22 protein-coding genes and 1 pseudogene are annotated in these 24,042 nt (G+C 33.2%); 21 read left to right on the forward strand and 2 right to left on the reverse strand.

Annotation, left to right across the window (positions count from 1 at the left end; genetic code table 11):
• The first annotated feature begins 16 nt into the window (after positions 1-16).
• From AA076_RS05910 to AA076_RS05940, 7 genes are all read left to right on the forward strand, one after another.
• The gene (locus AA076_RS05910; protein WP_001548498.1) at positions 17-685 is read left to right on the forward strand and encodes a YggS family pyridoxal phosphate-dependent enzyme; all 669 of its coding nucleotides are present in this window, start codon (positions 17-19) and stop codon (positions 683-685) included.
• Positions 682-1,245: a cell division protein SepF gene (locus AA076_RS05915; RefSeq protein WP_000018608.1), complete on the forward strand. Its 564-nt coding sequence runs from the start codon at positions 682-684 to the stop codon at positions 1,243-1,245. The genes AA076_RS05910 and AA076_RS05915 overlap by 4 nt, the downstream gene beginning before the upstream one ends.
• An 11-nt stretch (positions 1,246-1,256) precedes the next feature.
• Positions 1,257-1,547, forward strand: coding sequence for a YggT family protein (locus AA076_RS05920; protein WP_000354114.1), 291 nt, complete (start codon positions 1,257-1,259; stop codon positions 1,545-1,547).
• Between the two features lie 109 nt (positions 1,548-1,656).
• Positions 1,657-2,436: a YlmH family RNA-binding protein gene (locus tag AA076_RS05925; RefSeq protein ID WP_001805409.1), complete on the forward strand. Its 780-nt coding sequence runs from the start codon at positions 1,657-1,659 to the stop codon at positions 2,434-2,436.
• Between the two features lie 23 nt (positions 2,437-2,459).
• Entirely contained in the window at positions 2,460-3,077 is a 618-nt protein-coding gene (locus AA076_RS05930) for a DivIVA domain-containing protein (RefSeq protein WP_001117064.1), read from the forward strand.
• Positions 3,078-3,297: 220 nt separating this feature from the next.
• The gene (ileS, locus tag AA076_RS05935; RefSeq protein WP_000384691.1) at positions 3,298-6,051 is read left to right on the forward strand and encodes an isoleucine--tRNA ligase; all 2,754 of its coding nucleotides are present in this window, start codon (positions 3,298-3,300) and stop codon (positions 6,049-6,051) included.
• Positions 6,052-6,340: 289 nt separating this feature from the next.
• Positions 6,341-7,138 (forward strand): VOC family protein, encoded by a 798-nt coding sequence (locus tag AA076_RS05940; protein ID WP_000274844.1) that lies wholly within the window; start codon positions 6,341-6,343, stop codon positions 7,136-7,138.
• 60 nt (positions 7,139-7,198) lie between these two features.
• On the opposite strand, the pseudogene AA076_RS05945 reads toward AA076_RS05940, so the two are convergent.
• Positions 7,199-7,414 (reverse strand): annotated as a pseudogene (locus AA076_RS05945) (IS5/IS1182 family transposase); the annotation flags it as partial.
• Between the two features lie 547 nt (positions 7,415-7,961).
• On the opposite strand from AA076_RS05945, the gene lspA reads away from it, so the two are divergent.
• The 12 genes from lspA (at position 7,962) to AA076_RS06005 (ending at position 20,784) form a co-directional block, all read left to right on the forward strand.
• Positions 7,962-8,453 carry a signal peptidase II gene (gene lspA / locus AA076_RS05950; protein WP_000549207.1) on the forward strand — a complete coding sequence of 164 codons (492 nt, stop codon included), beginning with the start codon at positions 7,962-7,964 and terminating at the stop codon, positions 8,451-8,453.
• Entirely contained in the window at positions 8,453-9,370 is a 918-nt protein-coding gene (locus tag AA076_RS05955) for an RluA family pseudouridine synthase (protein WP_000451294.1), read from the forward strand. The genes lspA and AA076_RS05955 overlap by 1 nt, the downstream gene beginning before the upstream one ends.
• A gap of 399 nt (positions 9,371-9,769) precedes the next feature.
• Entirely contained in the window at positions 9,770-10,297 is a 528-nt protein-coding gene (pyrR, locus tag AA076_RS05960) for a bifunctional pyr operon transcriptional regulator/uracil phosphoribosyltransferase PyrR (protein ID WP_000003870.1), read from the forward strand.
• Between the two features lie 217 nt (positions 10,298-10,514).
• Positions 10,515-11,822 carry a uracil-xanthine permease family protein gene (locus tag AA076_RS05965; RefSeq protein WP_001178619.1) on the forward strand — a complete coding sequence of 436 codons (1,308 nt, stop codon included), beginning with the start codon at positions 10,515-10,517 and terminating at the stop codon, positions 11,820-11,822.
• A gap of 27 nt (positions 11,823-11,849) precedes the next feature.
• Positions 11,850-12,731 carry an aspartate carbamoyltransferase catalytic subunit gene (locus AA076_RS05970; protein ID WP_001016166.1) on the forward strand — a complete coding sequence of 294 codons (882 nt, stop codon included), beginning with the start codon at positions 11,850-11,852 and terminating at the stop codon, positions 12,729-12,731.
• 17 nt (positions 12,732-12,748) lie between these two features.
• Positions 12,749-14,023: a dihydroorotase gene (locus AA076_RS05975; protein ID WP_000767028.1), complete on the forward strand. Its 1,275-nt coding sequence runs from the start codon at positions 12,749-12,751 to the stop codon at positions 14,021-14,023.
• Between the two features lies 1 nt (position 14,024).
• Entirely contained in the window at positions 14,025-15,125 is a 1,101-nt protein-coding gene (locus tag AA076_RS05980; protein WP_001190913.1) for a carbamoyl phosphate synthase small subunit, read from the forward strand.
• Complete coding sequence (carB, locus tag AA076_RS05985) at positions 15,118-18,291, forward strand: carbamoyl-phosphate synthase large subunit (RefSeq protein WP_001126264.1); 3,174 nt, start codon at positions 15,118-15,120, stop codon at positions 18,289-18,291. The genes AA076_RS05980 and carB overlap by 8 nt, the downstream gene beginning before the upstream one ends.
• 109 nt (positions 18,292-18,400) lie before the next feature.
• Positions 18,401-19,093, forward strand: coding sequence for an orotidine-5'-phosphate decarboxylase (gene pyrF, locus AA076_RS05990; protein WP_000654061.1), 693 nt, complete (start codon positions 18,401-18,403; stop codon positions 19,091-19,093).
• Positions 19,093-19,704 (forward strand): orotate phosphoribosyltransferase, encoded by a 612-nt coding sequence (gene pyrE / locus AA076_RS05995; protein ID WP_001040245.1) that lies wholly within the window; start codon positions 19,093-19,095, stop codon positions 19,702-19,704. Before pyrF ends, pyrE begins: the two co-directional genes overlap by 1 nt.
• Before the next feature lie 29 nt (positions 19,705-19,733).
• Positions 19,734-19,946 carry a hypothetical protein gene (locus tag AA076_RS06000; protein ID WP_000998557.1) on the forward strand — a complete coding sequence of 71 codons (213 nt, stop codon included), beginning with the start codon at positions 19,734-19,736 and terminating at the stop codon, positions 19,944-19,946.
• Between the two features lie 436 nt (positions 19,947-20,382).
• Positions 20,383-20,784: a VOC family protein gene (locus AA076_RS06005; protein WP_000354184.1), complete on the forward strand. Its 402-nt coding sequence runs from the start codon at positions 20,383-20,385 to the stop codon at positions 20,782-20,784.
• Positions 20,785-21,046: 262 nt separating this feature from the next.
• Here AA076_RS06005 and AA076_RS06010 read toward each other — a convergent pair whose 3' ends face one another.
• Complete coding sequence (locus tag AA076_RS06010; protein WP_000312769.1) at positions 21,047-22,744, reverse strand: Rqc2 family fibronectin-binding protein; 1,698 nt, start codon at positions 22,742-22,744, stop codon at positions 21,047-21,049.
• A 274-nt stretch (positions 22,745-23,018) separates the two neighbouring features.
• On the opposite strand from AA076_RS06010, the gene gmk reads away from it, so the two are divergent.
• A complete protein-coding gene (gene gmk, locus AA076_RS06015; protein WP_000368227.1) occupies positions 23,019-23,642 on the forward strand; it encodes a guanylate kinase in 624 nt (207 codons plus the stop codon).
• Positions 23,642-23,860, forward strand: a complete 219-nt coding sequence (rpoZ, locus tag AA076_RS06020; RefSeq protein WP_000933956.1) for a DNA-directed RNA polymerase subunit omega — start codon at positions 23,642-23,644, stop codon at positions 23,858-23,860. The genes gmk and rpoZ overlap by 1 nt, the downstream gene beginning before the upstream one ends.
• The last annotated feature ends 182 nt before the right edge of the window (positions 23,861-24,042 follow it).

Raw genomic sequence — 24,042 nt, forward strand, 5'->3', positions numbered from 1 at the left:
GGAGATATGTTTGCGTGTGAAAGATAATTTACAACAAATCTCAACACAAATTAATGACAAAAGTGAAAAAAATAATTTTTCAACAAAACCAAACGTGATTGCAGTTACAAAATATGTTACAATAGAGCGAGCTAAAGAAGCGTATGAGGCTGGAATAAGACATTTTGGTGAGAATAGATTGGAAGGCTTTTTTCAAAAGAAAGAAGCATTACCATCAGATGCGGTGATCCATTTTATAGGATCATTACAATCTCGAAAAGTTAAGGACGTTATAAACGACGTAGATTATTTCCATGCTTTAGATCGATTGAGCTTAGCCAAAGAAATTAACAAACGTGCAGAACATAAAATTAAATGTTTCTTGCAAGTGAACGTTTCGGGAGAAGCTTCTAAACATGGTATTGCTTTAGAAGATGTTGATCAGTTTATAGATGATCTTAAAAAATATGACAAAATCGAAATTGTAGGTTTAATGACGATGGCACCATTGACAGATGATGAAGCATATATTAGATCGTTATTTAAACAGTTACGTTTGAAAAAAGAAGAAATACAACGACTCAATTTAGAATATGCGCCTTGTGATGAATTATCAATGGGAATGAGTAATGACTATCTTATTGCAGTTGAAGAAGGTGCGACGTTTGTTAGAATTGGGACTAAACTTGTAGGAGAAGAGGAGTGAGCCACTTGGCTTTAAAAGATTTATTTAGTGGATTTTTTGTAATAGATGATGAAGAGGAAGTAGAAGTACCTGACAAACAACAACAGGTAAATGAAGCGCCAGCAAAAGAGCAGTCACAACAAACAACAAAACAAAACGCAATCAAATCAGTCCCTCAAAAATCTGCATCAAGATATACAACAACGTCAGAAGAAAGGAATAACCGTATGTCTAATTATTCAAAAAATAATTCACGTAATGTTGTAACTATGAACAATGCTACACCAAACAATGCATCACAAGAAAGTTCAAAAATGTGTTTATTCGAACCACGTGTTTTTTCAGATACACAAGATATTGCTGATGAGCTTAAAAACCGCCGTGCGACACTTGTCAATTTACAACGTATTGATAAAGTATCAGCGAAAAGAATTATTGATTTTTTAAGCGGTACTGTTTATGCAATCGGTGGAGATATCCAACGTGTAGGTACTGATATTTTCTTATGTACGCCTGATAATGTGGAAGTAGCTGGAAGCATTACAGACCATATTGAAAATATGGAACATTCATTCGACTAAGGAGTTAACATATGGATATAAATGTGCTAGCTACAATATTTAAATTCATCCTTTTTGTTGTTGAAATTTATTATTTCGGCATGATTATATATTTCTTTACATCTTGGGTACCAAGTATTAGAGAAACTAAGGTAGGTTATTTTTTAGCGAAAATATATGAACCTTTCTTACAACCATTTAGAAAAGTAATTCCACCTATTGGAATTATCGACATATCATCAATCGCTGCAATTATCGTTTTAGTATTATTCCAAAAAGGGTTACTCCAAATCTTTAATTGGATTTTAATTCAATTACAATAAATTAAGCGACATAACGAGGCAAGGGTACATGATACTTTAGCCTCGTTTTTGATATGTATTTTTCTGAATATAAGGGCAATAGATGGTATTTTATAATTTTTTTAAGGTAGTGATTAACATAGATATTTATCAACACTTTAGACAGGAAGAATACGAATTAATTGATCAGCTAACGGATAAATGTGATCAAGCGGAACAGCATTATGCACCAGTATTAACGCATTTTTTAGATCCAAGAGGGCAATATATATTGGAAGTGATTTGTGGCAGTTATGAAGATTTAAACGTATCTTTTTATGGTGGACCTAATGCTGAAAGAAAAAGAGCAATCATTTCGCCGAACTATTATGAACCTAAAGAAAGCGACTTTGAATTAACTTTAATGGAAATAGATTATCCTGAAAAATTCGTCACTTTAAAACATCAACATATTTTAGGGACATTAATGTCTTTAGGTATCGAACGCGAACAAGTTGGAGATATAATTGTGAATGAACGAATTCAATTTGTTTTGACAAGTAGATTGGAATCATTTATTATGTTAGAATTACAACGTATTAAAGGCGCATCAGTTAAACTTTATACTATTCCAGTAACAGATATGATACAATCTAATGAGAATTGGAAAAATGAAAGTGCAACAGTTAGTTCTTTAAGGTTAGATGTTGTTATTAAAGAAATGATACGTAAATCACGTACGATTGCGAAACAACTAATCGAAAAAAAACGTGTTAAAGTGAATCACACTATTGTTGATTCAGCAGATTTTCAATTACAAGCAAATGATTTAATATCCATCCAAGGTTTTGGTAGAGCACACATTACTGACTTAGGTGGTAAAACTAAAAAAGATAAAACGCACATTACCTATAGAACATTATTCAAATAGTAATGATTTAAGGAGGATAACAAATGCCTTTTACACCAAATGAAATTAAGAATAAAGAGTTTTCACGTGTAAAGAATGGTTTAGAACCTACTGAAGTTGCTAATTTTTTGGAGCAACTAAGCACTGAAATTGAACGTCTTAAAGAAGATAAAAAACAACTTGAAAAAGTAATCGAAGAGAGAGATACTAATATTAAGTCTTATCAAGACGTGCATCAATCTGTAAGTGATGCTTTGATACAAGCTCAAAAAGCTGGTGAAGAAACTAAGCAAGCTGCAGAGAAACAAGCTGAAGCGATTATAGCTAAGGCAGAAGCGCAAGCTAATCAAATGGTTGGTGACGCGGTAGAAAAAGCACGCCGTTTAGCATTCCAGACTGAAGATATGAAACGTCAATCAAAAGTATTTAGATCGCGTTTCCGTATGTTAGTTGAAGCGCAATTAGACTTATTAAAAAACGAAGATTGGGATTACTTGTTGAATTATGATTTAGACGCTGAACAAGTGACGCTTGAAAATATTCATCATTTGCATGAAAATGATTTAAAGCCAGATGAAGTTGCAGCAAATGCACAAAATAATGCATCAAATACACCAGACAATAATCAACAATCCAATGATTCAGAAACAACTAAGAAGTAAGAATTAAATAAAGACAGACGCGTAATATACATTTAACTTTTCACAGCGAATTAGGTAATGGTGAGAGCCTAGTAAAAGCATGTATGTTATATCACTGGCTTTTTAATATTTAAATAATGTAATGAGAGAACTCTAAGTTGAGTTAATAAGGGTGGTACCGCGAGCAATCGTCCCTTTTAATTTAACTTAGAGTTTTTTAAATTTTTAAGGAGTGAAAAAAATGGATTACAAAGAAACGTTATTAATGCCTAAAACAGATTTCCCAATGCGAGGTGGTTTACCAAACAAGGAACCGCAAATTCAAGAAAAATGGGATGCAGAAGATCAATACCATAAAGCGTTAGAAAAAAATAAAGGTAACGAAACATTCATTTTACATGATGGCCCACCATACGCGAATGGTAACTTACATATGGGACATGCCTTGAACAAAATTTTAAAAGACTTTATTGTACGTTATAAAACTATGCAAGGGTTCTATGCACCATACGTACCAGGTTGGGATACACATGGTTTACCAATTGAACAAGCATTAACGAAAAAAGGTGTTGACCGAAAGAAAATGTCAACAGCTGAATTCCGTGAGAAATGTAAAGAATTTGCTTTAGAACAAATTGAATTACAGAAAAAAGATTTTAGACGTTTAGGTGTTCGTGGTGACTTTAATGATCCATATATTACATTAAAACCTGAATACGAAGCTGCACAAATTCGTATTTTTGGAGAAATGGCAGATAAAGGTTTAATTTATAAAGGTAAAAAGCCAGTTTATTGGTCTCCTTCAAGTGAGTCTTCATTAGCAGAAGCAGAAATTGAATATCACGATAAACGTTCAGCATCAATTTACGTTGCATTTGACGTTAAAGATGACAAAGGTGTCGTTGATGCAGATGCTAAATTTATTATCTGGACAACAACGCCATGGACAATTCCATCAAATGTTGCGATTACCGTTCATCCTGAATTAAAATATGGTCAATACAATGTAAATGGCGAAAAATATATTATTGCAGAAGCCTTGTCTGACGCTGTAGCAGAAGCACTGGATTGGGATAAAGCATCAATCAAATTAGAAAAAGAATACACAGGTAAAGAATTAGAGTATGTTGTAGCACAACATCCATTCTTAGACAGAGAATCGTTAGTGATTAATGGTGATCATGTTACTACAGATGCTGGTACAGGTTGTGTACATACAGCACCAGGTCACGGGGAAGATGACTATATTGTTGGTCAAAAATATGAATTGCCAGTAATTAGTCCAATCGATGATAAAGGTGTATTTACTGAAGAAGGCGGCCAATTTGAAGGGATGTTCTATGATAAAGCTAATAAAGCCGTTACTGATTTATTAACAGAAAAAGGTGCACTATTAAAATTAGACTTTATTACACATAGCTATCCACACGACTGGAGAACAAAAAAACCTGTAATCTTCCGTGCTACACCACAATGGTTTGCCTCAATCAGTAAAGTAAGACAAGATATTTTAGATGCAATCGAAAATACAAACTTCAAAGTAAATTGGGGTAAAACACGTATTTACAATATGGTTCGTGACCGTGGCGAATGGGTTATTTCTCGTCAACGTGTGTGGGGTGTACCGTTACCAGTATTTTATGCTGAAAATGGCGAAATTATCATGACGAAAGAAACAGTGAATCATGTTGCTGATTTATTTGCAGAACACGGTTCAAATATTTGGTTTGAAAGAGAAGCGAAAGACTTACTACCAGAAGGATTTACACATCCAGGCAGCCCTAACGGTACATTTACTAAAGAAACAGACATTATGGACGTTTGGTTTGATTCTGGTTCATCACACCGTGGCGTGTTGGAAACAAGACCGGAATTAAGTTTCCCAGCGGATATGTATTTAGAAGGTAGTGACCAATATCGTGGTTGGTTCAACTCTTCTATCACAACTTCAGTTGCTACAAGAGGAGTATCACCTTATAAATTCTTACTTTCTCATGGTTTTGTTATGGACGGTGAAGGTAAGAAAATGAGTAAATCTTTAGGTAATGTGATTGTACCTGACCAAGTGGTTAAACAAAAAGGTGCTGATATTGCGAGACTTTGGGTAAGTAGTACGGACTATTTAGCTGATGTTAGAATTTCTGATGAAATTTTAAAACAAACATCTGATGTTTATCGTAAAATCAGAAATACATTAAGATTTATGTTAGGTAACATTAACGATTTCAATCCTGACACAGATAGCATTCCTGAATCAGAGTTATTAGAAGTGGATCGTTACTTGCTAAATCGTTTACGTGAATTTACTGCAAGTACGATTAACAACTATGAAAACTTTGACTACTTAAATATTTATCAAGAAGTTCAAAACTTTATCAATGTTGAGTTAAGTAATTTCTATTTGGATTACGGTAAAGATATTTTATATATTGAACAACGTGATTCTCATATCCGTCGTAGTATGCAAACAGTGTTATATCAAATTTTAGTTGATATGACGAAGTTGTTAGCACCAATCTTAGTGCATACAGCTGAAGAAGTTTGGTCTCATACACCACATGTTAAAGAAGAAAGTGTTCACTTAGCAGACATGCCTAAAGTTGTAGAAGTAGATCAAGCTTTATTGGATAAATGGCGTACATTTATGAATTTACGTGATGATGTGAACCGTGCATTAGAAACTGCTCGTAATGAAAAAGTTATTGGTAAATCATTAGAAGCTAAAGTTACGATTGCTAGTAACGATAAATTTAATGCATCTGAATTCTTAACTTCATTTGATGCATTACATCAATTATTTATCGTGTCACAAGTTAAAGTTGTAGATAAGTTAGACGATCAGGCAACAGCTTATGAACATGGTGATATTGTCATCGAACATGCAGATGGTGAAAAATGTGAAAGATGTTGGAACTATTCAGAGGATCTTGGTGCTGTTGATGAATTGACGCATCTATGTCCACGATGCCAACAAGTTGTAAAATCACTTGTATAATTGAAATTGTATAAAGTACTCATACAGATGATATAAATTAAAGCTCTCTTCATAATCATGTTGTAGTTTTTGTTGACATGATGAAGAGAGTTTTTTTGTGAATAAAAAAATGACCAAGTTACCGGTCATATATGTAAAAAATGTGCGATTTACTAAAATAAAAATTATTCAGGAATGGTACAAATTCTCTGAGGCATATAAATGCGTTATAGTTGCTATTCTCAATTATGTTCGCGATAATTTTAAGTAAAAGTAAGCACAGATATTGAATTTGATAGGAGTTAATTGAATGTATCATAACAGTAACGCAAACTTTGTCAATGGTATCACTTTAAATGTGAGAGATAAGAATGAATTAAAGCCATTTTATGAGGACATATTAGGATTAAATATTATAAATGAGACATTAACATCGATACAATATGAAGTAGGTCAAAATAATCATGTCATTACACTTGTTGAATTACAAAATGGACGTGAACCTTTAATGTCCGAAGCGGGACTGTTTCATATCGCAATTAAACTACCTCAAATTAGTGATTTAGCTAATTTACTAATTCATTTAAGCGAATATGATATTCCAGTTAACGGAGGTATACAGCCTGCTTCGTTATCATTATTTTTTGAAGACCCGGAAGGAAACGGTTTTAAATTTTATGTTGATAAAGACGAAGCGCAATGGACGAGGCAAAATAATTTAGTAAAAATTGATATTAGACCATTAAATGTACCGAGATTAGTGAGTCATGCAACAAAATTGTTATGGTTAGGTATTCCAGATGACGCTATTATAGGTGCATTGCATATTAAGACAATTCATTTATCAGAGGTAAAAGAGTACTACCTCGATTATTTTGGATTAGAGCAATCGGCATATATGGATGATTATTCAATATTTTTAGCATCGAATGGCTATTATCAACATTTGGCCATGAATGATTGGGTATCAGCAACGAAACGTGTAGAAAATTTTGATACGTATGGATTAGCAATTGTTGACTTTCATTATCCTGAAACAACACATTTAAATTTACAAGGTCCGGATGGTATCTATTATCGCTTTAATCATATCGAAGTTGAAGATTAGTATATACTTTGAATGGACGAACCATATAATGAATCGTTTTTAATGATCTTTTTATACAAGTTATGAAGGAGGCTGGGACATTAAGTTCTTAGGCAATGTAAAAAGCTGATTTCTATTAATTATTTGATAGAAATCAGCTTTTTTGATATGTATTTTATAATGTACAGCTCGTTGAGCTGCTATTTTCCTTATATTAATTGCCATTAATACAAAACCTAGCTCTCGTTTAACTTTATTTATTCCTCGAACTGACATTCGAGTGAAACTCAAAATAGCCTACTTTCTTAAATTAACAATATCTATTCTCATAGAATTTGTCCAATTAAGTGTAGACGATTCATGTCTTATTTTTTTAAAGTATTTAAAAGTAAAATTACATGTTAATACGTAGTATTAATGGCGAGACTCCTGAGGGAGCAGTGCCAGTCGAAGACCGAGGCTGAGACGGCACCCTAGGAAGGGACCCATCATCAAAAATTCTATTTATAGAATTTTACAGTAATGTGCCAGATGGGCATAGCGAAGCCATTCAATACGAAGTATTGTATAAATAGAGAACAGCAGTAAGATAATTTTTAATTAGAAAATATCTTACTACTGTCTTTTTAGGGATTTATGTTCCAGCCTGCTTTCCTAATTTTTAATGTCATCTTAAATATGATAAATGAATAATTAAGTTCATATTTAATGTCAAAACATAGTAGTTTATCAAGTATTGAGTTAGTAACATTAGATTTAATGTAATATGCTTACTTTTTTTATTAGCAGGTGTAAGCTATAATATAAAGAGTTGTCTCATGGACGATTGATTGGAGGAACGAAAATGCACAAAAAATATTTTATTGGCACTTCCATTTTAATAGCAGTATTTGTCGTTATATTTGACCAAGTTACTAAATATATTATAGCTACTACAATGAAAATTGGAGATTCATTTGAAGTGATACCGCACTTTTTAAACATAACATCACATCGAAATAATGGTGCTGCATGGGGAATATTGAGTGGAAAAATGACATTTTTCTTTATTATTACCATTATTATATTAATAGCCTTAGTATATTTCTTTATTAAAGATGCTCAATATAATTTGTTTATGCAAGTTGCTATTAGTTTACTTTTTGCAGGTGCACTTGGAAACTTTATTGATAGAATTTTAACAGGAGAAGTTGTTGACTTTATTGATACAAATATTTTTGGTTATGATTTTCCAATATTTAATATCGCAGATTCAAGTTTAACAATTGGTGTAATATTAATTATTATTGCCTTATTAAAGGATACTTCCAATAAAAAGGAGAAGGAGGTTAAGTAATGGAGACTTATGAATTTAACATTACAGATAAAGAACAAACAGGTATGCGTGTAGATAAGTTGCTGCCTGAATTAAATAATGATTGGTCTCGTAACCAGATACAAGATTGGATTAAAGCAGGTTTAGTCGTTGCAAACGATAAAGTTGTTAAATCTAATTATAAAGTGAAACTTAATGATCATATAGTTGTCACTGAAAAAGAAGTGGTTGAAGCTGATATTCTACCTGAAAATTTAAATTTAGATATTTATTATGAAGATGACGATGTTGCAGTTGTATATAAACCGAAAGGCATGGTAGTTCATCCATCACCAGGGCATTATACCAATACATTAGTTAATGGTTTAATGTATCAAATTAAAAATTTGTCAGGTATTAATGGAGAAATTCGTCCAGGTATTGTTCACCGTATAGATATGGATACTTCTGGTTTATTAATGGTTGCTAAAAATGATATTGCTCATCGTGGGCTTGTAGAACAATTAATGGATAAATCTGTTAAAAGAAAATATATCGCTTTAGTTCACGGGAATATTCCTCATGATTACGGTACAATCGATGCGCCAATTGGTAGAAACAAAAATGATCGTCAATCTATGGCTGTTGTTGATGATGGTAAGGAAGCAGTGACACATTTTAACGTACTAGAACATTTTAAAGATTATACGCTTGTTGAATGTCAACTTGAAACAGGACGTACGCATCAAATCCGTGTTCACATGAAATATATTGGCTTCCCATTAGTTGGTGATCCAAAGTATGGACCGAAAAAGACATTGGATATTGGTGGTCAAGCTCTACATGCTGGACTTATTGGATTCGAACATCCAGTAACAGGTGAATATATTGAAAGACATGCTGAATTACCACAAGACTTTGAAGATTTATTAGATACAATTCGAAAAAGAGATGCATAATTGTGTCGTGCTATAATTACGATAACATTATTATGTAAACTATAAGTGTTTATCGTTTTCGTTTTTTTTAAATGAAAACACATTATAAAATAGATTAAGGTTAACATTTTTACTGAGTATGGTTAATTTTTCAATATAGATTGACAAAGCGCCTGATTAGTATTATCCTTATAACAGTTTAAGTACAACATAAAGAGTCTTTAATTGAGCGTCCAGAGAGACGTCAAAGACATGAAAATATAGATATATACTAAAATGATCATAACACTTTCACATATGCAAGAATAAGTAGTAATACTACGATTCTTCTATGTAAATAGGCTGATTGTATATACTAAACCTCATGTCGATATTAAAGACATGAGGTTTTTTGTTTCTAAATTTTGAAAGGGTGAGAATATGTCTGAACGTATCATAATGGATGATGCCGCAATACAACGTACAGTGACGAGAATCGCTCACGAAATTTTGGAGTATAACAAAGGTACTGATAATTTAATTCTTTTAGGTATCAAAACAAGAGGTGAATATTTAGCGAATCGTATACAAGATAAAATTCATCAAATTGAGCAACAACGTATACCTACTGGAACAATTGATATTACATACTTTAGAGATGATATAGAGCACATGTCATCACTTACGACAAAAGACGCAATAGACATCGACACAGATATTACAGATAAAGTAGTCATCATTATTGACGATGTGCTGTATACTGGTCGAACGGTTCGTGCTTCACTTGATGCTATTTTGCTAAATGCTAGACCTATTAAAATTGGTTTAGCTGCTTTGGTTGATCGAGGACATCGTGAGTTACCAATTCGAGCAGATTTTGTTGGTAAAAATATACCTACTTCTAAAGAGGAAACGGTAAGTGTCTATTTAGAAGAAATGGATCAAAGAAATGCAGTTATAATTAAATAATACCCCTTTTAATTCAGTACGAGAGACTGAAAAAGGTGGGGGAGTTGAATGATAAATAAGTTTTCATATGCTTGTTTATCTAATAATACCCTCATGTTCGACAACTATAAGTCAATTTCTATGGACGAAAATGACTTGTAGCAACTTGTCACACTTTTTGTCTCTTTACATATACTGATGTAAAGAGATTTTTTTATTATCGGAGGAAATGAATATTATGCAAAATGATGAAATGTTTGAACGAACAGTAAAACCCGTACTAGATGTAAATGAAAAACCACAACCAGCGCAATGGGCATTTTTAAGCTTACAACATTTATTTGCGATGTTTGGCGCAACAGTACTAGTACCATTCTTAACAGGACTACCAATATCAGCAGCGTTACTAGCTTCGGGAATCGGTACATTACTTTATATCTTAATAACGAAGGCGCAAATACCAGCATACTTGGGATCTAGCTTTGCATTTATCACGCCAATTATCACGGGATTAAGTACGCATAGCTTAGGAGACATGCTTGTAGCATTATTCATGAGTGGTGTTATGTACGTCATCATCGGGATTCTAATCAAATTAAGTGGGACAGCATGGTTAATGAAATTATTACCACCAGTTGTTGTTGGACCAGTCATCATGGTAATTGGTTTAAGCTTAGCGCCTACTGCAGTCAATATGGCAATGTATGAAAATCCTGGAGATATGAAAGGTTACAATATCAGTTTCTTAATTGTTGCAATGATAACCTTGCTTGTAACAATAGTCGTTCAAGGATTTTTTAAAGGATTCCTATCTTTAATTCCAGTTCTTGTAGGTATTATCGTAGGTTATGTGGTAGCGATTTTTATGGGGATTGTGAAATTTGATGCAATTATGTCAGCAAAATGGATAGATTTCCCTCATATTTATCTGCCATTTAAAGATTATGTACCTTCATTTCACTTAGGACTTGTACTTGTAATGATTCCGATTGTGTTCGTAACAGTAAGTGAACATATTGGGCACCAAATGGTATTGAATAAAATCGTAGGTAGAAACTTCTTTGAAAAGCCAGGACTTGATAAATCAATCATTGGTGATGGTGTTTCTACAATGTTTGCCAGTATTATTGGTGGACCACCAAGTACAACATACGGTGAAAATATCGGTGTATTAGCGATTACCAGAATATACAGTATTTACGTCATTGGTGGTGCAGCAGTTATAGCAATTGTTTTAGCATTCATTGGTAAGTTCACTGCATTAATTTCTTCTATACCTACACCAGTTATGGGAGGAGTATCTATATTACTTTTCGGTATTATTGCAGCAAGTGGCTTAAGAATGTTAGTTGAAAGCAAAGTAGATTTTGCGAACAATCGAAATTTAGTTATAGCTTCTGTAATTTTAGTTGTAGGTATCGGTAATTTAGTATTTAACTTAAAAGAAATTGGTATCAACCTTCAAATTGAGGGGATGGCATTAGCTGCACTTTCAGGAATTATTTTGAACTTAATCTTACCTAAAGAGAAAAAACAAAACAATTAAGATTTACAAATTAAGGAGGGCGCTTTTATGAATCATTTATTATCAATGGAACATTTATCTACAGATCAAATATACAAACTTATCCAAAAGGCAAGTCAATTTAAATCTGGTGAACGTCAACTACCAAACTTTGAAGGGAAATATGTCGCAAATTTATTCTTTGAAAATTCTACTCGAACAAAATGTAGTTTTGAAATGGCAGAACTTAAGCTAGGGTTAAAAACGATTAGCTTTGAAACATCAACATCATCTGTTTCAAAAGGTGAATCTTTATATGACACATGTAAAACTTTAGAAAGTATTGGCTGTGATTTATTAGTCATTAGACATCCGTTTAATAACTACTATGAAAAATTAGCGAATATTAACATCCCAATTGCGAATGCTGGTGATGGTAGTGGACAACATCCAACACAAAGTTTACTTGATTTAATGACGATATATGAAGAATATGGATATTTTGAAGGCTTGAATGTATTGATTTGTGGAGACATTAAAAATTCACGTGTCGCACGTAGTAATTACCATAGTTTAAAAGCATTAGGTGCAAACGTAATGTTTAATAGCCCAAATGCTTGGATTGATGATTCTTTAGAAGCACCTTATGTAAATATAGATGATGTTATAGAAACAGTAGATATAGTTATGTTATTAAGAATTCAACATGAAAGGCATGGGCTTGCAGAAGAAACTAGATTTGCAGCAGATGATTATCATCAAAAGCATGGCTTAAATGAAGTACGCTATAACAAATTACAAGAACATGCTATTGTTATGCATCCGGCACCTGTGAATAGAGGAGTAGAAATACAAAGCGATTTAGTAGAAGCTTCAAAATCAAGAATTTTTAAGCAAATGGAAAATGGCGTTTACTTAAGAATGGCAGTCATTGATGAATTATTAAAATAGGTAAGGGGACGAAAATGATGAAATTAATTAAAAACGGTAAAGTATTACAAAATGGCGAATTACAACAAGCAGATATTTTAATTGATGGTAAGGTAATTAAACAAATTGCACCTGCAATTGAACCAAGCAATGGTGTTGACATCATAGATGCGAAAGGTCACTTTGTGTCACCTGGATTTGTCGATGTTCATGTTCATTTACGTGAACCTGGTGGTGAATATAAAGAGACAATTGAAACTGGTACTAAAGCTGCTGCTAGAGGCGGATTTACAACTGTATGTCCAATGCCTAACACAAGACCGGTACCAGATTCTGTAGAACATTTTGAAGCTTTACAAAAATTAATCGATGACAATGCTCAAGTACGTGTATTACCTTATGCTTCAATTACAACACGTCAATTAGGTAAAGAATTGGTTGATTTCCCAGCACTAGTAAAAGAAGGTGCCTTTGCGTTTACAGATGACGGTGTAGGAGTACAAACTGCAAGCATGATGTATGAAGGCATGATTGAAGCTGCAAAAGTAAACAAAGCCATCGTAGCACACTGTGAAGATAATTCATTAATCTATGGTGGTGCAATGCATGAAGGGAAACGCAGTAAAGAGTTAGGTATACCAGGTATTCCAAACATTTGTGAATCTGTTCAAATCGCAAGAGATGTACTATTAGCTGAAGCAGCAGGTTGTCATTATCATGTATGTCATGTTTCTACTAAAGAAAGTGTTAGAGTCATTCGTGACGCTAAACGCGCAGGCATTCATGTTACAGCTGAAGTTACACCACACCATTTATTGTTAACAGAAGATGATATTCCTGGTAATAATGCCATTTATAAAATGAATCCACCATTGAGAAGTACTGAAGATAGAGAGGCTTTGTTAGAAGGGTTACTAGACGGTACAATTGACTGTATCGCAACAGACCATGCACCACATGCACGTGATGAAAAAGCACAACCAATGGAAAAAGCACCATTCGGAATTGTTGGTAGTGAAACAGCATTCCCATTATTATATACGCATTTTGTAAAAAATGGTGATTGGACATTACAACAATTAGTAGATTACTTAACAATTAAACCATGTGAGACATTTAATTTAGAATACGGCACATTAAAAGAAAATGGTTATGCAGATTTAACAATCATTGATTTAGATAGTGAACAAGAAATTAAAGGAGAAGATTTCTTATCAAAAGCAGATAATACACCATTTATCGGCTATAAAGTTTATGGAAATCCGATCTTAACAATGGTTGAAGGCGAAGTTAAATTTGAGGGGGATAAATAATATGCAAAGCAAACGTTATCTAGTGTTAGAAGACGGTTCTTTTTACGAAGGCTACCGTTTAGGATCTGATAACTTAACTGTAGGAGAAATTGTATTTAATACAGCGATGACAGGTTATCAAGAAACTATTTCAGATCCATCATATACAGGTCAGATCATTACTTTTACGTATCCATTAATCGGTAATTATGGTATCAATAGAGACGATTTTGAATCATTAGTACCTACATTAAACGGTATTGTAGTGAAAGAAGCGAGTGCGCATCCAAGTAATTTTAGACAGCAAAAGACACTTCATGACGTTTTAGAATTGCATCAAATTCCAGGGATTGCAGGTGTTGATACAAGAAGTATTACGCGTAAAATTCGACAACACGGTGTGTTAAAAGCTGGTTTTACTGATCGAAAAGAAGATATTGATCAACTTGTCAAACATTTACAACAAGTAGAATTACCTAAAAACGAAGTAGAAATCGTTTCGACTAAAACACCGTATGTTTCGACAGGTAAGGATCTAAGTGTCGTACTTGTAGACTTTGGTAAGAAGCAAAATATTGTTCGAGAATTAAACGTCAGAGGTTGTAACGTCACAGTTGTACCATATACAACTACTGCCGAAGAAATTTTAGCAATGGCTCCAGATGGCGTTATGCTATCAAACGGACCAGGTAATCCTGAAGTTGTAGAATGTGCGATTCCAATGATTCAAGGAATTTTAGGGAAAATTCCGTTCTTTGGTATCTGTCTAGGACATCAACTTTTTGCATTATCTCAAGGAGCAAGCTCATTTAAAATGAAGTTTGGTCATCGTGGTGCGAACCATCCAGTTAAAAATTTAGAGACTGGAAAAGTTGATATTACGAGTCAAAACCATGGATATGCAATAGATATAGATTCGTTAAAAAGTACTGATTTAGAAGTTACTCATCTTGCATTAAATGATGGTACTGTAGAAGGTTTAAAACATAAAACATTACCAGCATTTTCTGTTCAATACCATCCTGAAGCAAATCCAGGACCGTCAGATTCAAACTATCTATTTGATGATTTTGTAGCAATGATGACTAATTTTAAGGAAAAGGAGCGTCATATCAATGCCTAAACGTAATGATATCAAAACAATTTTAGTAATAGGGTCTGGGCCAATTATCATAGGTCAAGCAGCTGAATTTGATTATGCTGGAACACAAGCATGTCTAGCTTTAAAAGAAGAGGGATATCGAGTTATTCTTGTAAATTCAAATCCAGCGACAATCATGACTGATAAGGAAATTGCGGATAAAGTATATATCGAACCGTTAACTCATGATTTTATAGCGCGAATTATACGTAAAGAGCAACCTGACGCTTTACTTCCAACTTTAGGTGGTCAAACAGGTTTAAACATGGCGATTCAACTACACGAAAGTGGTGTGCTTCAAGATAATAACGTCCAATTATTAGGAACTGAGCTAACATCAATTCAACAAGCAGAAGACCGTGAAATGTTTAGAACATTAATGAATGATTTAAACGTTCCTGTACCAGAGAGTGACATTGTAAATACAGTAGAGCAAGCCTTTAAATTCAAAGAGCAAGTGGGATACCCGCTAATTGTTAGACCGGCATTTACGATGGGTGGTACCGGAGGCGGTATTTGTCATAATGATGAAGAATTACATGAAATCGTCTCAAATGGTCTTCATTATAGTCCAGCAACGCAATGTTTATTAGAAAAATCTATCGCAGGTTTTAAAGAAATCGAATACGAAGTAATGCGTGATAAAAACGATAATGCCATCGTTGTATGTAACATGGAAAATATTGATCCAGTTGGTATTCATACAGGCGATTCAATTGTTGTGGCTCCTAGTCAAACATTATCAGATGTTGAGTATCAAATGTTACGTGATGTTTCATTAAAAGTTATTCGAGCTTTAGGTATCGAAGGTGGTTGTAATGTTCAATTAGCATTAGATCCCCATTCATTCGATTATTATATTATAGAAGTAAATCCGCGTGTATCACGTTCATCAGCGTTAGCTTCAAAAGCAACAGGATATCCTATTGCAAAATTAGCTGCTAAAATCGCGGTTGGTCTAACATTAGATGAAATGTTAAATCCAATTACAGGAACATCTTATGCAGCGTTTGAACCAACTTTAGACTATGTGATTTCAAAAATACCAAGATTTCCTTTTGATAAATTTGAAAAAGGAGAACGAGAGCTTGGCACACAAATGAAAGCAACAGGTGAAGTTATGGCCATTGGTCGAACTTACGAAGAATCATTGTTAAAAGCAATTCGATCACTTGAGTATGGTGTGCATCACTTAGGATTACCAAATGGTGAAAGCTTCGATCTTGATTATATTAAAGAACGTATTTCACACCAAGATGATGAACGATTATTTTTCATCGGCGAAGCAATTAGAAGAGGCACAACATTAGAAGAAATTCATAATATGACTCAGATTGATTACTTCTTCTTACACAAGTTCCAAAACATTATTGATATTGAGCATCAATTAAAAGAGCATCAAGGTGATTTAGAATATCTTAAATATGCAAAAGATTATGGATTTAGTGATAAAACAATAGCGCATCGCTTTAATATGACGGAAGAAGAAGTATATCAATTGCGTATGGAAAATGATATTAAACCTGTTTACAAGATGGTTGATACTTGCGCAGCTGAATTTGAATCTTCAACACCATATTATTATGGTACATACGAAACTGAAAATGAATCCATAGTTACTGACAAAGAAAAAATCTTAGTATTAGGCTCTGGACCAATTCGAATCGGCCAAGGTGTAGAATTTGACTATGCGACAGTTCACGCCGTTTGGGCAATTCAAAAAGCAGGGTACGAAGCGATAATTGTGAATAACAATCCAGAAACAGTTTCAACAGACTTCTCAATTTCTGACAAATTATACTTTGAACCTTTAACTGAAGAAGATGTGATGAATATCATTAATTTAGAAAAACCTAAAGGTGTCGTTGTACAATTTGGAGGACAAACAGCGATTAATTTAGCAGACAAATTGGCTAAACATGGTGTTAAAATACTTGGTACTTCACTAGAAAATCTAAATCGTGCTGAAGATAGAAAAGAATTTGAAGCACTATTAAGAAAAATTAACGTGCCACAGCCACAAGGGAAAACAGCTACATCACCTGAGGAAGCATTAGCGAATGCTGCAGAAATCGGATATCCGGTTGTAGTAAGACCTTCTTATGTATTAGGTGGTCGCGCAATGGAAATTGTAGACAATGACAAAGAGTTAGAAAACTATATGACCCAGGCTGTAAAAGCGAGTCCGGAACATCCGGTACTAGTCGATAGATATTTAACTGGTAAAGAAATTGAAGTTGATGCGATTTGTGATGGAGAAACGGTCATTATTCCAGGAATCATGGAACATATTGAACGTGCTGGTGTGCATAGTGGTGACTCAATCGCTGTATATCCACCACAAACTTTGACAGAAGACGAGTTAGCAACACTTGAGGACTATACTATAAAATTAGCTAAAGGTTTAAACATCATTGGCTTAATCAACATTCAATTCGTTATAGCTCACGATGGTGTGTATGTTTTAGAAGTAAATCCACGTTCTAGTAGAACGGTACCATTCTTAAGTAAAATTACTGATATTCCAATGGCACAATTAGCTATGCGAGCAATCATTGGGGAAAAACTAACAGATATGGGTTATCAAGAAGGGGTTCAACCATATGCTGAGGGTGTCTTTGTGAAAGCACCAGTATTTAGTTTTAATAAATTGAAAAATGTTGATATTACTTTAGGACCTGAAATGAAGTCAACAGGTGAAGTGATGGGGAAAGATACTACATTAGAAAAGGCGTTATTCAAAGGGTTAACAGGTAGTGGCGTTGAAGTTAAAGATCACGGTACAGTATTAATGACCGTCAGTGACAAAGATAAAGAGGAAGTTGTTAAATTGGCACAACGCTTAAATGAAGTTGGCTATAAAATTTTAGCAACGTCTGGAACAGCTAATAAATTAGCTGAGTATGACATACCTGCAGAAGTAGTAGGCAAAATTGGTGGCGAAAATGATTTATTAACACGTATTCAAAATGGTGATGTTCAAATCGTTATAAATACAATGACTAAAGGTAAAGAAGTAGAAAGGGATGGCTTCCAAATTAGACGTACTACAGTTGAAAATGGTATTCCATGTTTGACATCTTTAGATACAGCTAATGCCTTAACGAATGTAATTGAAAGTATGACATTTACAATGCGTCAAATGTAAATCAATCAAACTGTATCGGTGGGGCTGTAATTAACCATTTACTTAAAGAAGTTTATATTACAGCCTCATTATTTTAATGAATTTCTTAATATAAAGGGAGACATATATGATGAAAGATTTACCAATTATTGCATTAGATTTTGAATCAAAAGAAAAAGTAAATCAATTTTTAGATTTATTTGATGAATCATTATTCGTAAAAGTAGGTATGGAACTTTTTTATCAAGAAGGTCCTCAATTAATTAATGAGATAAAAGAAAGAGGCCATGATGTATTTTTAGATTTAAAACTGCATGATATTCCTAATACAGTTGGTAAGGCGATGGAAGGACTAGCTAAATTGAATGTTGATCTGGTAAATGTTCATGCTGCTGGTGGCGTAAAAATGATGTCTGAGGCCATTAAAGGATTAAGAAAACATAATCAAGATACAAAAATTATTGCAGTAACACAGCTTACGTCAACAACAGAAGACATGTTACGACACGAACAAAATATACAAACATCGATTGAAGAGGCCGTTTTAAATTATGCCAAGTTAGCAAATGCAGCTGGTTTAGATGGCGTTGTTTGTTCACCTCTTGAAAGTCGTATGTTGACTGAAAAGTTAGGTACATCATTTTTAAAAGTAACACCAGGTATTAGACCTAAAGGTGCATCTCAAAATGACCAACACCGTATTACGACACCGGAAGAAGCAAGACAGCTTGGTTCGACGCATATTGTAGTCGGTAGACCGATTACACAAAGTGACAATCCAGTCGAAAGTTATCATAAAATTAAAGAAAGTTGGTTAGTATAATGGCTAAAGAAATTGCAAAATCATTATTAGATATTGAAGCTGTAACATTATCACCAAATGATTTATATACATGGAGTTCAGGTATTAAATCACCGATTTACTGTGATAACCGTGTTACGTTAGGTTATCCTTTAGTTCGAGGCGCAATCCGCGATGGTTTAATTAACTTAATTAAAGAACACTTTCCTGAAGTAGAAGTTATTTCTGGTACTGCAACAGCTGGTATTCCACATGCAGCTTTTATTGCTGAAAAATTAAAATTACCAATGAATTATGTTCGTTCATCAAATAAGAGTCATGGTAAGCAAAATCAAATCGAAGGTGCTAAAAGTGAAGGTAAAAAAGTAGTTGTGATAGAAGATTTAATTTCGACAGGGGGATCTTCAGTCACAGCAGTTGAAGCCTTAAAACTAGCAGGTGCAGAAGTATTAGGTGTTGTAGCTATCTTTACTTACGGTTTGAAAAAAGCAGATGATACATTTAGCAATATTCAACTACCTTTTTACACTTTAAGTGATTACAATGAATTAATTGAAGTAGCTGAAAATGAAGGTAAAATTTCTAGTGAAGATATCCAAACATTAGTTGAATGGAGAGACAACTTAGCATAATATAGACACTAGAAGGAGGAATTCAACAAATGAATGACAAAACATCTAATGATTTATATGGGAAGATAAAACATTGTAACGAATTTATCAATCATTCAAATGATTCCAATCTATCTAGTAGTCACGATGTCGACGAAAGTTCAACGAAGCAAAAACATATAAAAAATAAAACAACTATAGATCATAATGATGATTTATTTAAACATGTAAAGGATATATTACGTAAACAAGGACAAATTTAAAAACAAAAAAGCTATAGTGTTTAATATCAGGGGCTGCTTAACCACATCCGAATATTACAAACACTATAGCTTTTATTATATAAAAAATTTATTAGCGGATAATTAACTTTATTAAAATCCAACCAATTAAGAATACGAGTAATAGGACTAATACTGGAATCACATAATGTAACATAACGTCCCTCCTTTAACTTAATTTTAATTGTAATCAAATTTGACAATAAGTCAAAACATTAATACCTATGATAAGTATCATTTATTAACATATGTATCATATTTTTAATCTTGCGTAATTTTTATCGTTAACTATGTGATTTAATCAACAGGCCAATAAGACGTTTGTCATTCGTGCACATAACGGTACGACGCGCTTTTGTCATTTTAATTATGTTAAGATAATAGTAGTTATAGAAGTTCAATCTATAGGAGGCATAGCATGGATATTCCAAAAATCACGACATTTTTAATGTTTAATAACCAAGCTGAAGAAGCTGTTAAACTATACACAAGCTTATTTGAAGATAGTGAGATTATAACAATGGCTAAGTATGGTGAAAATGGACCTGGTGATCCCGGGACTGTACAACACTCAATATTTACATTAAATGGACAAGTATTCATGGCGATTGATGCTAATAGTGGCACAGAATTACCAATGAATCCTGCGATTTCATTATTTGTTACAGTAAAAGATACTATTGAAATGGAACGACTATTTAATGGATTAAAAGATGAAGGTGCCATTTTAATGCCAAAAACGAATATGCCACCATACAGAGAGTTTGCTTGGGTTCAAGATAAGTTTGGAGTAAGTTTTCAATTAGCATTACCTGAGTAAAAGGATTCGCACAGCGTTGAATGATAAAGAAACACTTTTTCTTATGCATGCGTTTTACCTATGTATTTCTATTTTAAGTACACATTAGCATTTTAGTTTCACTCATTTTTAAAATCACAAAGATAATTTGTAACTTAAATGATGATACGTTATTTAAAAACACGATACTTCGTTTCAATGAACGCATTAAATAATAAATAAACACCTCACCATAAGAAAGGACTACTTTCTTTTGTGAGGTGTTTATTTGTCGACAACTTGATTATGATTGTTTCATTTTTTGAATAAGTTCATAATCAGGTGTAGCATACAAAGTTTTTTGATTGTCATATGTTACAAACCCAGGCTTTGCACCTGATGGTTTATGCACATTTTTAATTAATGTATAATCAACAGGTATTTGTCCAGAATTACCAGCTTTTGAAAAGTATCCTGCTAACATAGCCGCTTCCTTGATTGTCGTATCACTTGGTGCATCATTAAATATAACGACATGTGAACCAGGAATATCTTTTGTGTGTAACCATGTGTGAGTTTTTTTAGCTTTTTTATTTGTTAAATAATCATTTTGCTTGTTATTCTTACCAACATATATATCGTCGCCATCAGTTGATACATAATGTTGTAATTGAATCTGCGCTTTCTTTTTCTTAGTTTGATTTTTACGCTGTTTCATAAAGCCTTGTTCTGCTAATTCATCTCTAATTTCATCAATGTCATGGACAGAAATATGATGTAATTGTTGTTCGATTGTTGAAAAATAATCTATATTGTCTTTCGTCAATTGAATTTGATGTTGTAATTCACGTTCTCTCGTTTTCATACGATTATATTGTTTATAATAATATTGAGCATTTGCTGATGGGGATTTTGTAGGATTTAAAGGAATGACAACTTCTTCATTCGTATAATAATTCAATGCCGTCACTTCTTTATCGCCTTGCTTAATTCGATATATATTAGCAGTGATCAATTCACCATATAACTGTTCAGTATCTTTATTTTTAGACTGCTCATATTCTTCAATCAACTTCGCTAATTTATTTTGATATTTGTGCAACTGCTGTTGAACAAATCGAACTAAATCATTCGCACGTTGTTTAACGCGTTCACGTTCGCCACGCGCATCATAAAAACGATCAAGCAAATCATTTAATGAATCGTATGTAACTGTATCATCATTAAATTGATTTAACTTTATAAAATAGAAATCCTCTTTACCTGTTTCATGATTTTTATGAAAAATAGGAGTAGGTGGTAACTTGGTTTCTGCCATTACTTCGTCAAATGCTTCTGGTAATGTTGATGAAGTCATAAATTGACGACGACTAACGATTTCATTCGTAATTAAAGGGCTAAATCCTTCAAACTGATTCAATAATTGTTTAGCAATATTACCTGCGTTAAAATCGATATATTTCAACACCTCTGCACCTGTAATATCATACGGATTTATTTTGTGCTGAGTAGGTGGTGCTTCATAATTAAATCCTGGCATTACTGTACGATAGTGATTCGTATTTGGTGTTAAGTGTTTAAATCCTTCAATTATTTTGCGATTTTCATCTACTAAAATTAAGTTACTATGTTTACCCATAATCTCAAGGATGACAGTGCGGTAAATAGTATCGCCAATTTCATCTTTACTCTTTATATCGATTTCAATGCGACGATCATTACCAATTTGCTTAATCGATTCGATAATACCACCTTCTAAGTGTTTTCTAAAAACACGCGCAAACATGGGTGGATTAAATGGATTATCATATTTTTTAGTAGTCAATTGTAATCTTGAAAAGTTTGGATGGATTGACAATAACAATTGATGGTTTTGTCTATTTTGACGTACAACCATTAGTATCGTGTCATTATCAGGTTGATTGATTTTGTGAACGCGTCCTGTTGTTAAAAATTGTAGAGACTCAACCATTTTCTTTGTAAATAAGCCATCATAAGCCATAATTTATCTTCCACCTTCTTCATATCATTCGTTTCATTTTAACATGATTGTAACTTTTCAGTATAGTTATTGAACCATACATTATGCCATACATTTTACATTATCTAAAAGTTTGCAATTCAATTTATTTAATTAAAATTAATCGTGCAATATAACGATATTGTTAGACTTAATAGAAATTATGGCATGCAATTTCAAATATGCTATACAATATAAAGAACAATGTGATATCATATTTAAATAATAGAAGATTAGCTTAGAGAGGTCGTAAGGCATGGATAATGAAAAAGGATTGTTAATCGTTTTATCAGGACCATCTGGAGTAGGTAAAGGTACTGTTAGAAAACGAATATTTGAAGATCCAAGTACATCATATAAGTATTCTATTTCAATGACAACACGTCAAATGCGTGAAGGTGAAGTTGATGGCGTAGATTACTTTTTTAAAACTAGGGATGCGTTTGAAGCTTTAATCAAAGATGACCAATTTATAGAATATGCTGAATATGTAGGCAACTATTATGGTACACCAGTTCAATATGTTAAAGATACAATGGACGAAGGTCATGATGTATTTTTAGAAATTGAAGTAGAAGGTGCAAAGCAAGTTAGAAAGAAATTTCCAGATGCGCTATTTATTTTCTTAGCACCTCCAAGTTTAGAACACTTGAGAGAGCGATTAGTAGGTAGAGGAACAGAATCTGATGAGAAAATACAAAGTCGTATTAACGAAGCGCGTAAAGAAGTTGAAATGATGAATTTATACGATTACGTTGTAGTTAATGATGAAGTAGAACTTGCGAAGAATAGAATTCAATGTATTGTAGAAGCTGAGCACTTAAAAAGAGAGCGCGTAGAAGCTAAGTATAGAAAAATGATTTTGGAGGCTAAAAAATAATGTTAAATCCACCTTTAAACCAATTAACGTCACAAATTAAATCAAAGTATTTAATTGCAACAACTGCAGCGAAAAGAGCGCGTGAAATTGATGAACAACCTGAAACTGAATTATTAAGTGAATATCATTCATTTAAACCAGTTGGTAGAGCGTTAGAAGAAATTGCTGACGGTAAAATTCGCCCTGTTATTTCAAGTGATTATTATGGTAAAGAATAGTTTCGACCATTAAAAATATGTGAAGCTAGACGTACATCAAATACGTCAAGGCATATCCAAATCAAACGCACCTATGTAGGTGTGTTTTTTTAGTTTATCCAATGATTGATGTTATAATAATACTAAATTTGTATCTATAAAAAAGTAATGAGCATTTGTGCGCATATGATGATGTAAAGCGT

This window comes from Staphylococcus aureus (genome assembly GCF_001027105.1).
GTDB classification, from domain to species: Bacteria; Bacillota; Bacilli; order Staphylococcales; family Staphylococcaceae; genus Staphylococcus; species Staphylococcus aureus.

Coding starts and splice junctions, on each gene's coding strand:
- pyrR (WP_000003870.1), top strand. CDS start 9,770: ATGTCTGAACGTATCATAATGGATGATGCCGCAATACAACGTACAGTG.
- AA076_RS05965 (WP_001178619.1), top strand. CDS start 10,515: ATGCAAAATGATGAAATGTTTGAACGAACAGTAAAACCCGTACTAGAT.
- AA076_RS05920 (WP_000354114.1), top strand. CDS start 1,257: ATGGATATAAATGTGCTAGCTACAATATTTAAATTCATCCTTTTTGTT.
- AA076_RS05980 (WP_001190913.1), top strand. CDS start 14,025: ATGCAAAGCAAACGTTATCTAGTGTTAGAAGACGGTTCTTTTTACGAA.
- AA076_RS06000 (WP_000998557.1), top strand. CDS start 19,734: ATGAATGACAAAACATCTAATGATTTATATGGGAAGATAAAACATTGT.
- AA076_RS05930 (WP_001117064.1), top strand. CDS start 2,460: ATGCCTTTTACACCAAATGAAATTAAGAATAAAGAGTTTTCACGTGTA.
- pyrE (WP_001040245.1), top strand. CDS start 19,093: ATGGCTAAAGAAATTGCAAAATCATTATTAGATATTGAAGCTGTAACA.
- AA076_RS05970 (WP_001016166.1), top strand. CDS start 11,850: ATGAATCATTTATTATCAATGGAACATTTATCTACAGATCAAATATAC.
- AA076_RS06010 (WP_000312769.1), bottom strand. CDS start 22,744: ATGGCTTATGATGGCTTATTTACAAAGAAAATGGTTGAGTCTCTACAA.
- AA076_RS05955 (WP_000451294.1), top strand. CDS start 8,453: ATGGAGACTTATGAATTTAACATTACAGATAAAGAACAAACAGGTATG.
- AA076_RS05940 (WP_000274844.1), top strand. CDS start 6,341: ATGTATCATAACAGTAACGCAAACTTTGTCAATGGTATCACTTTAAAT.
- carB (WP_001126264.1), top strand. CDS start 15,118: ATGCCTAAACGTAATGATATCAAAACAATTTTAGTAATAGGGTCTGGG.
- AA076_RS05975 (WP_000767028.1), top strand. CDS start 12,749: ATGAAATTAATTAAAAACGGTAAAGTATTACAAAATGGCGAATTACAA.
- AA076_RS06005 (WP_000354184.1), top strand. CDS start 20,383: ATGGATATTCCAAAAATCACGACATTTTTAATGTTTAATAACCAAGCT.
- ileS (WP_000384691.1), top strand. CDS start 3,298: ATGGATTACAAAGAAACGTTATTAATGCCTAAAACAGATTTCCCAATG.
- rpoZ (WP_000933956.1), top strand. CDS start 23,642: ATGTTAAATCCACCTTTAAACCAATTAACGTCACAAATTAAATCAAAG.
- lspA (WP_000549207.1), top strand. CDS start 7,962: ATGCACAAAAAATATTTTATTGGCACTTCCATTTTAATAGCAGTATTT.
- pyrF (WP_000654061.1), top strand. CDS start 18,401: ATGAAAGATTTACCAATTATTGCATTAGATTTTGAATCAAAAGAAAAA.
- gmk (WP_000368227.1), top strand. CDS start 23,019: ATGGATAATGAAAAAGGATTGTTAATCGTTTTATCAGGACCATCTGGA.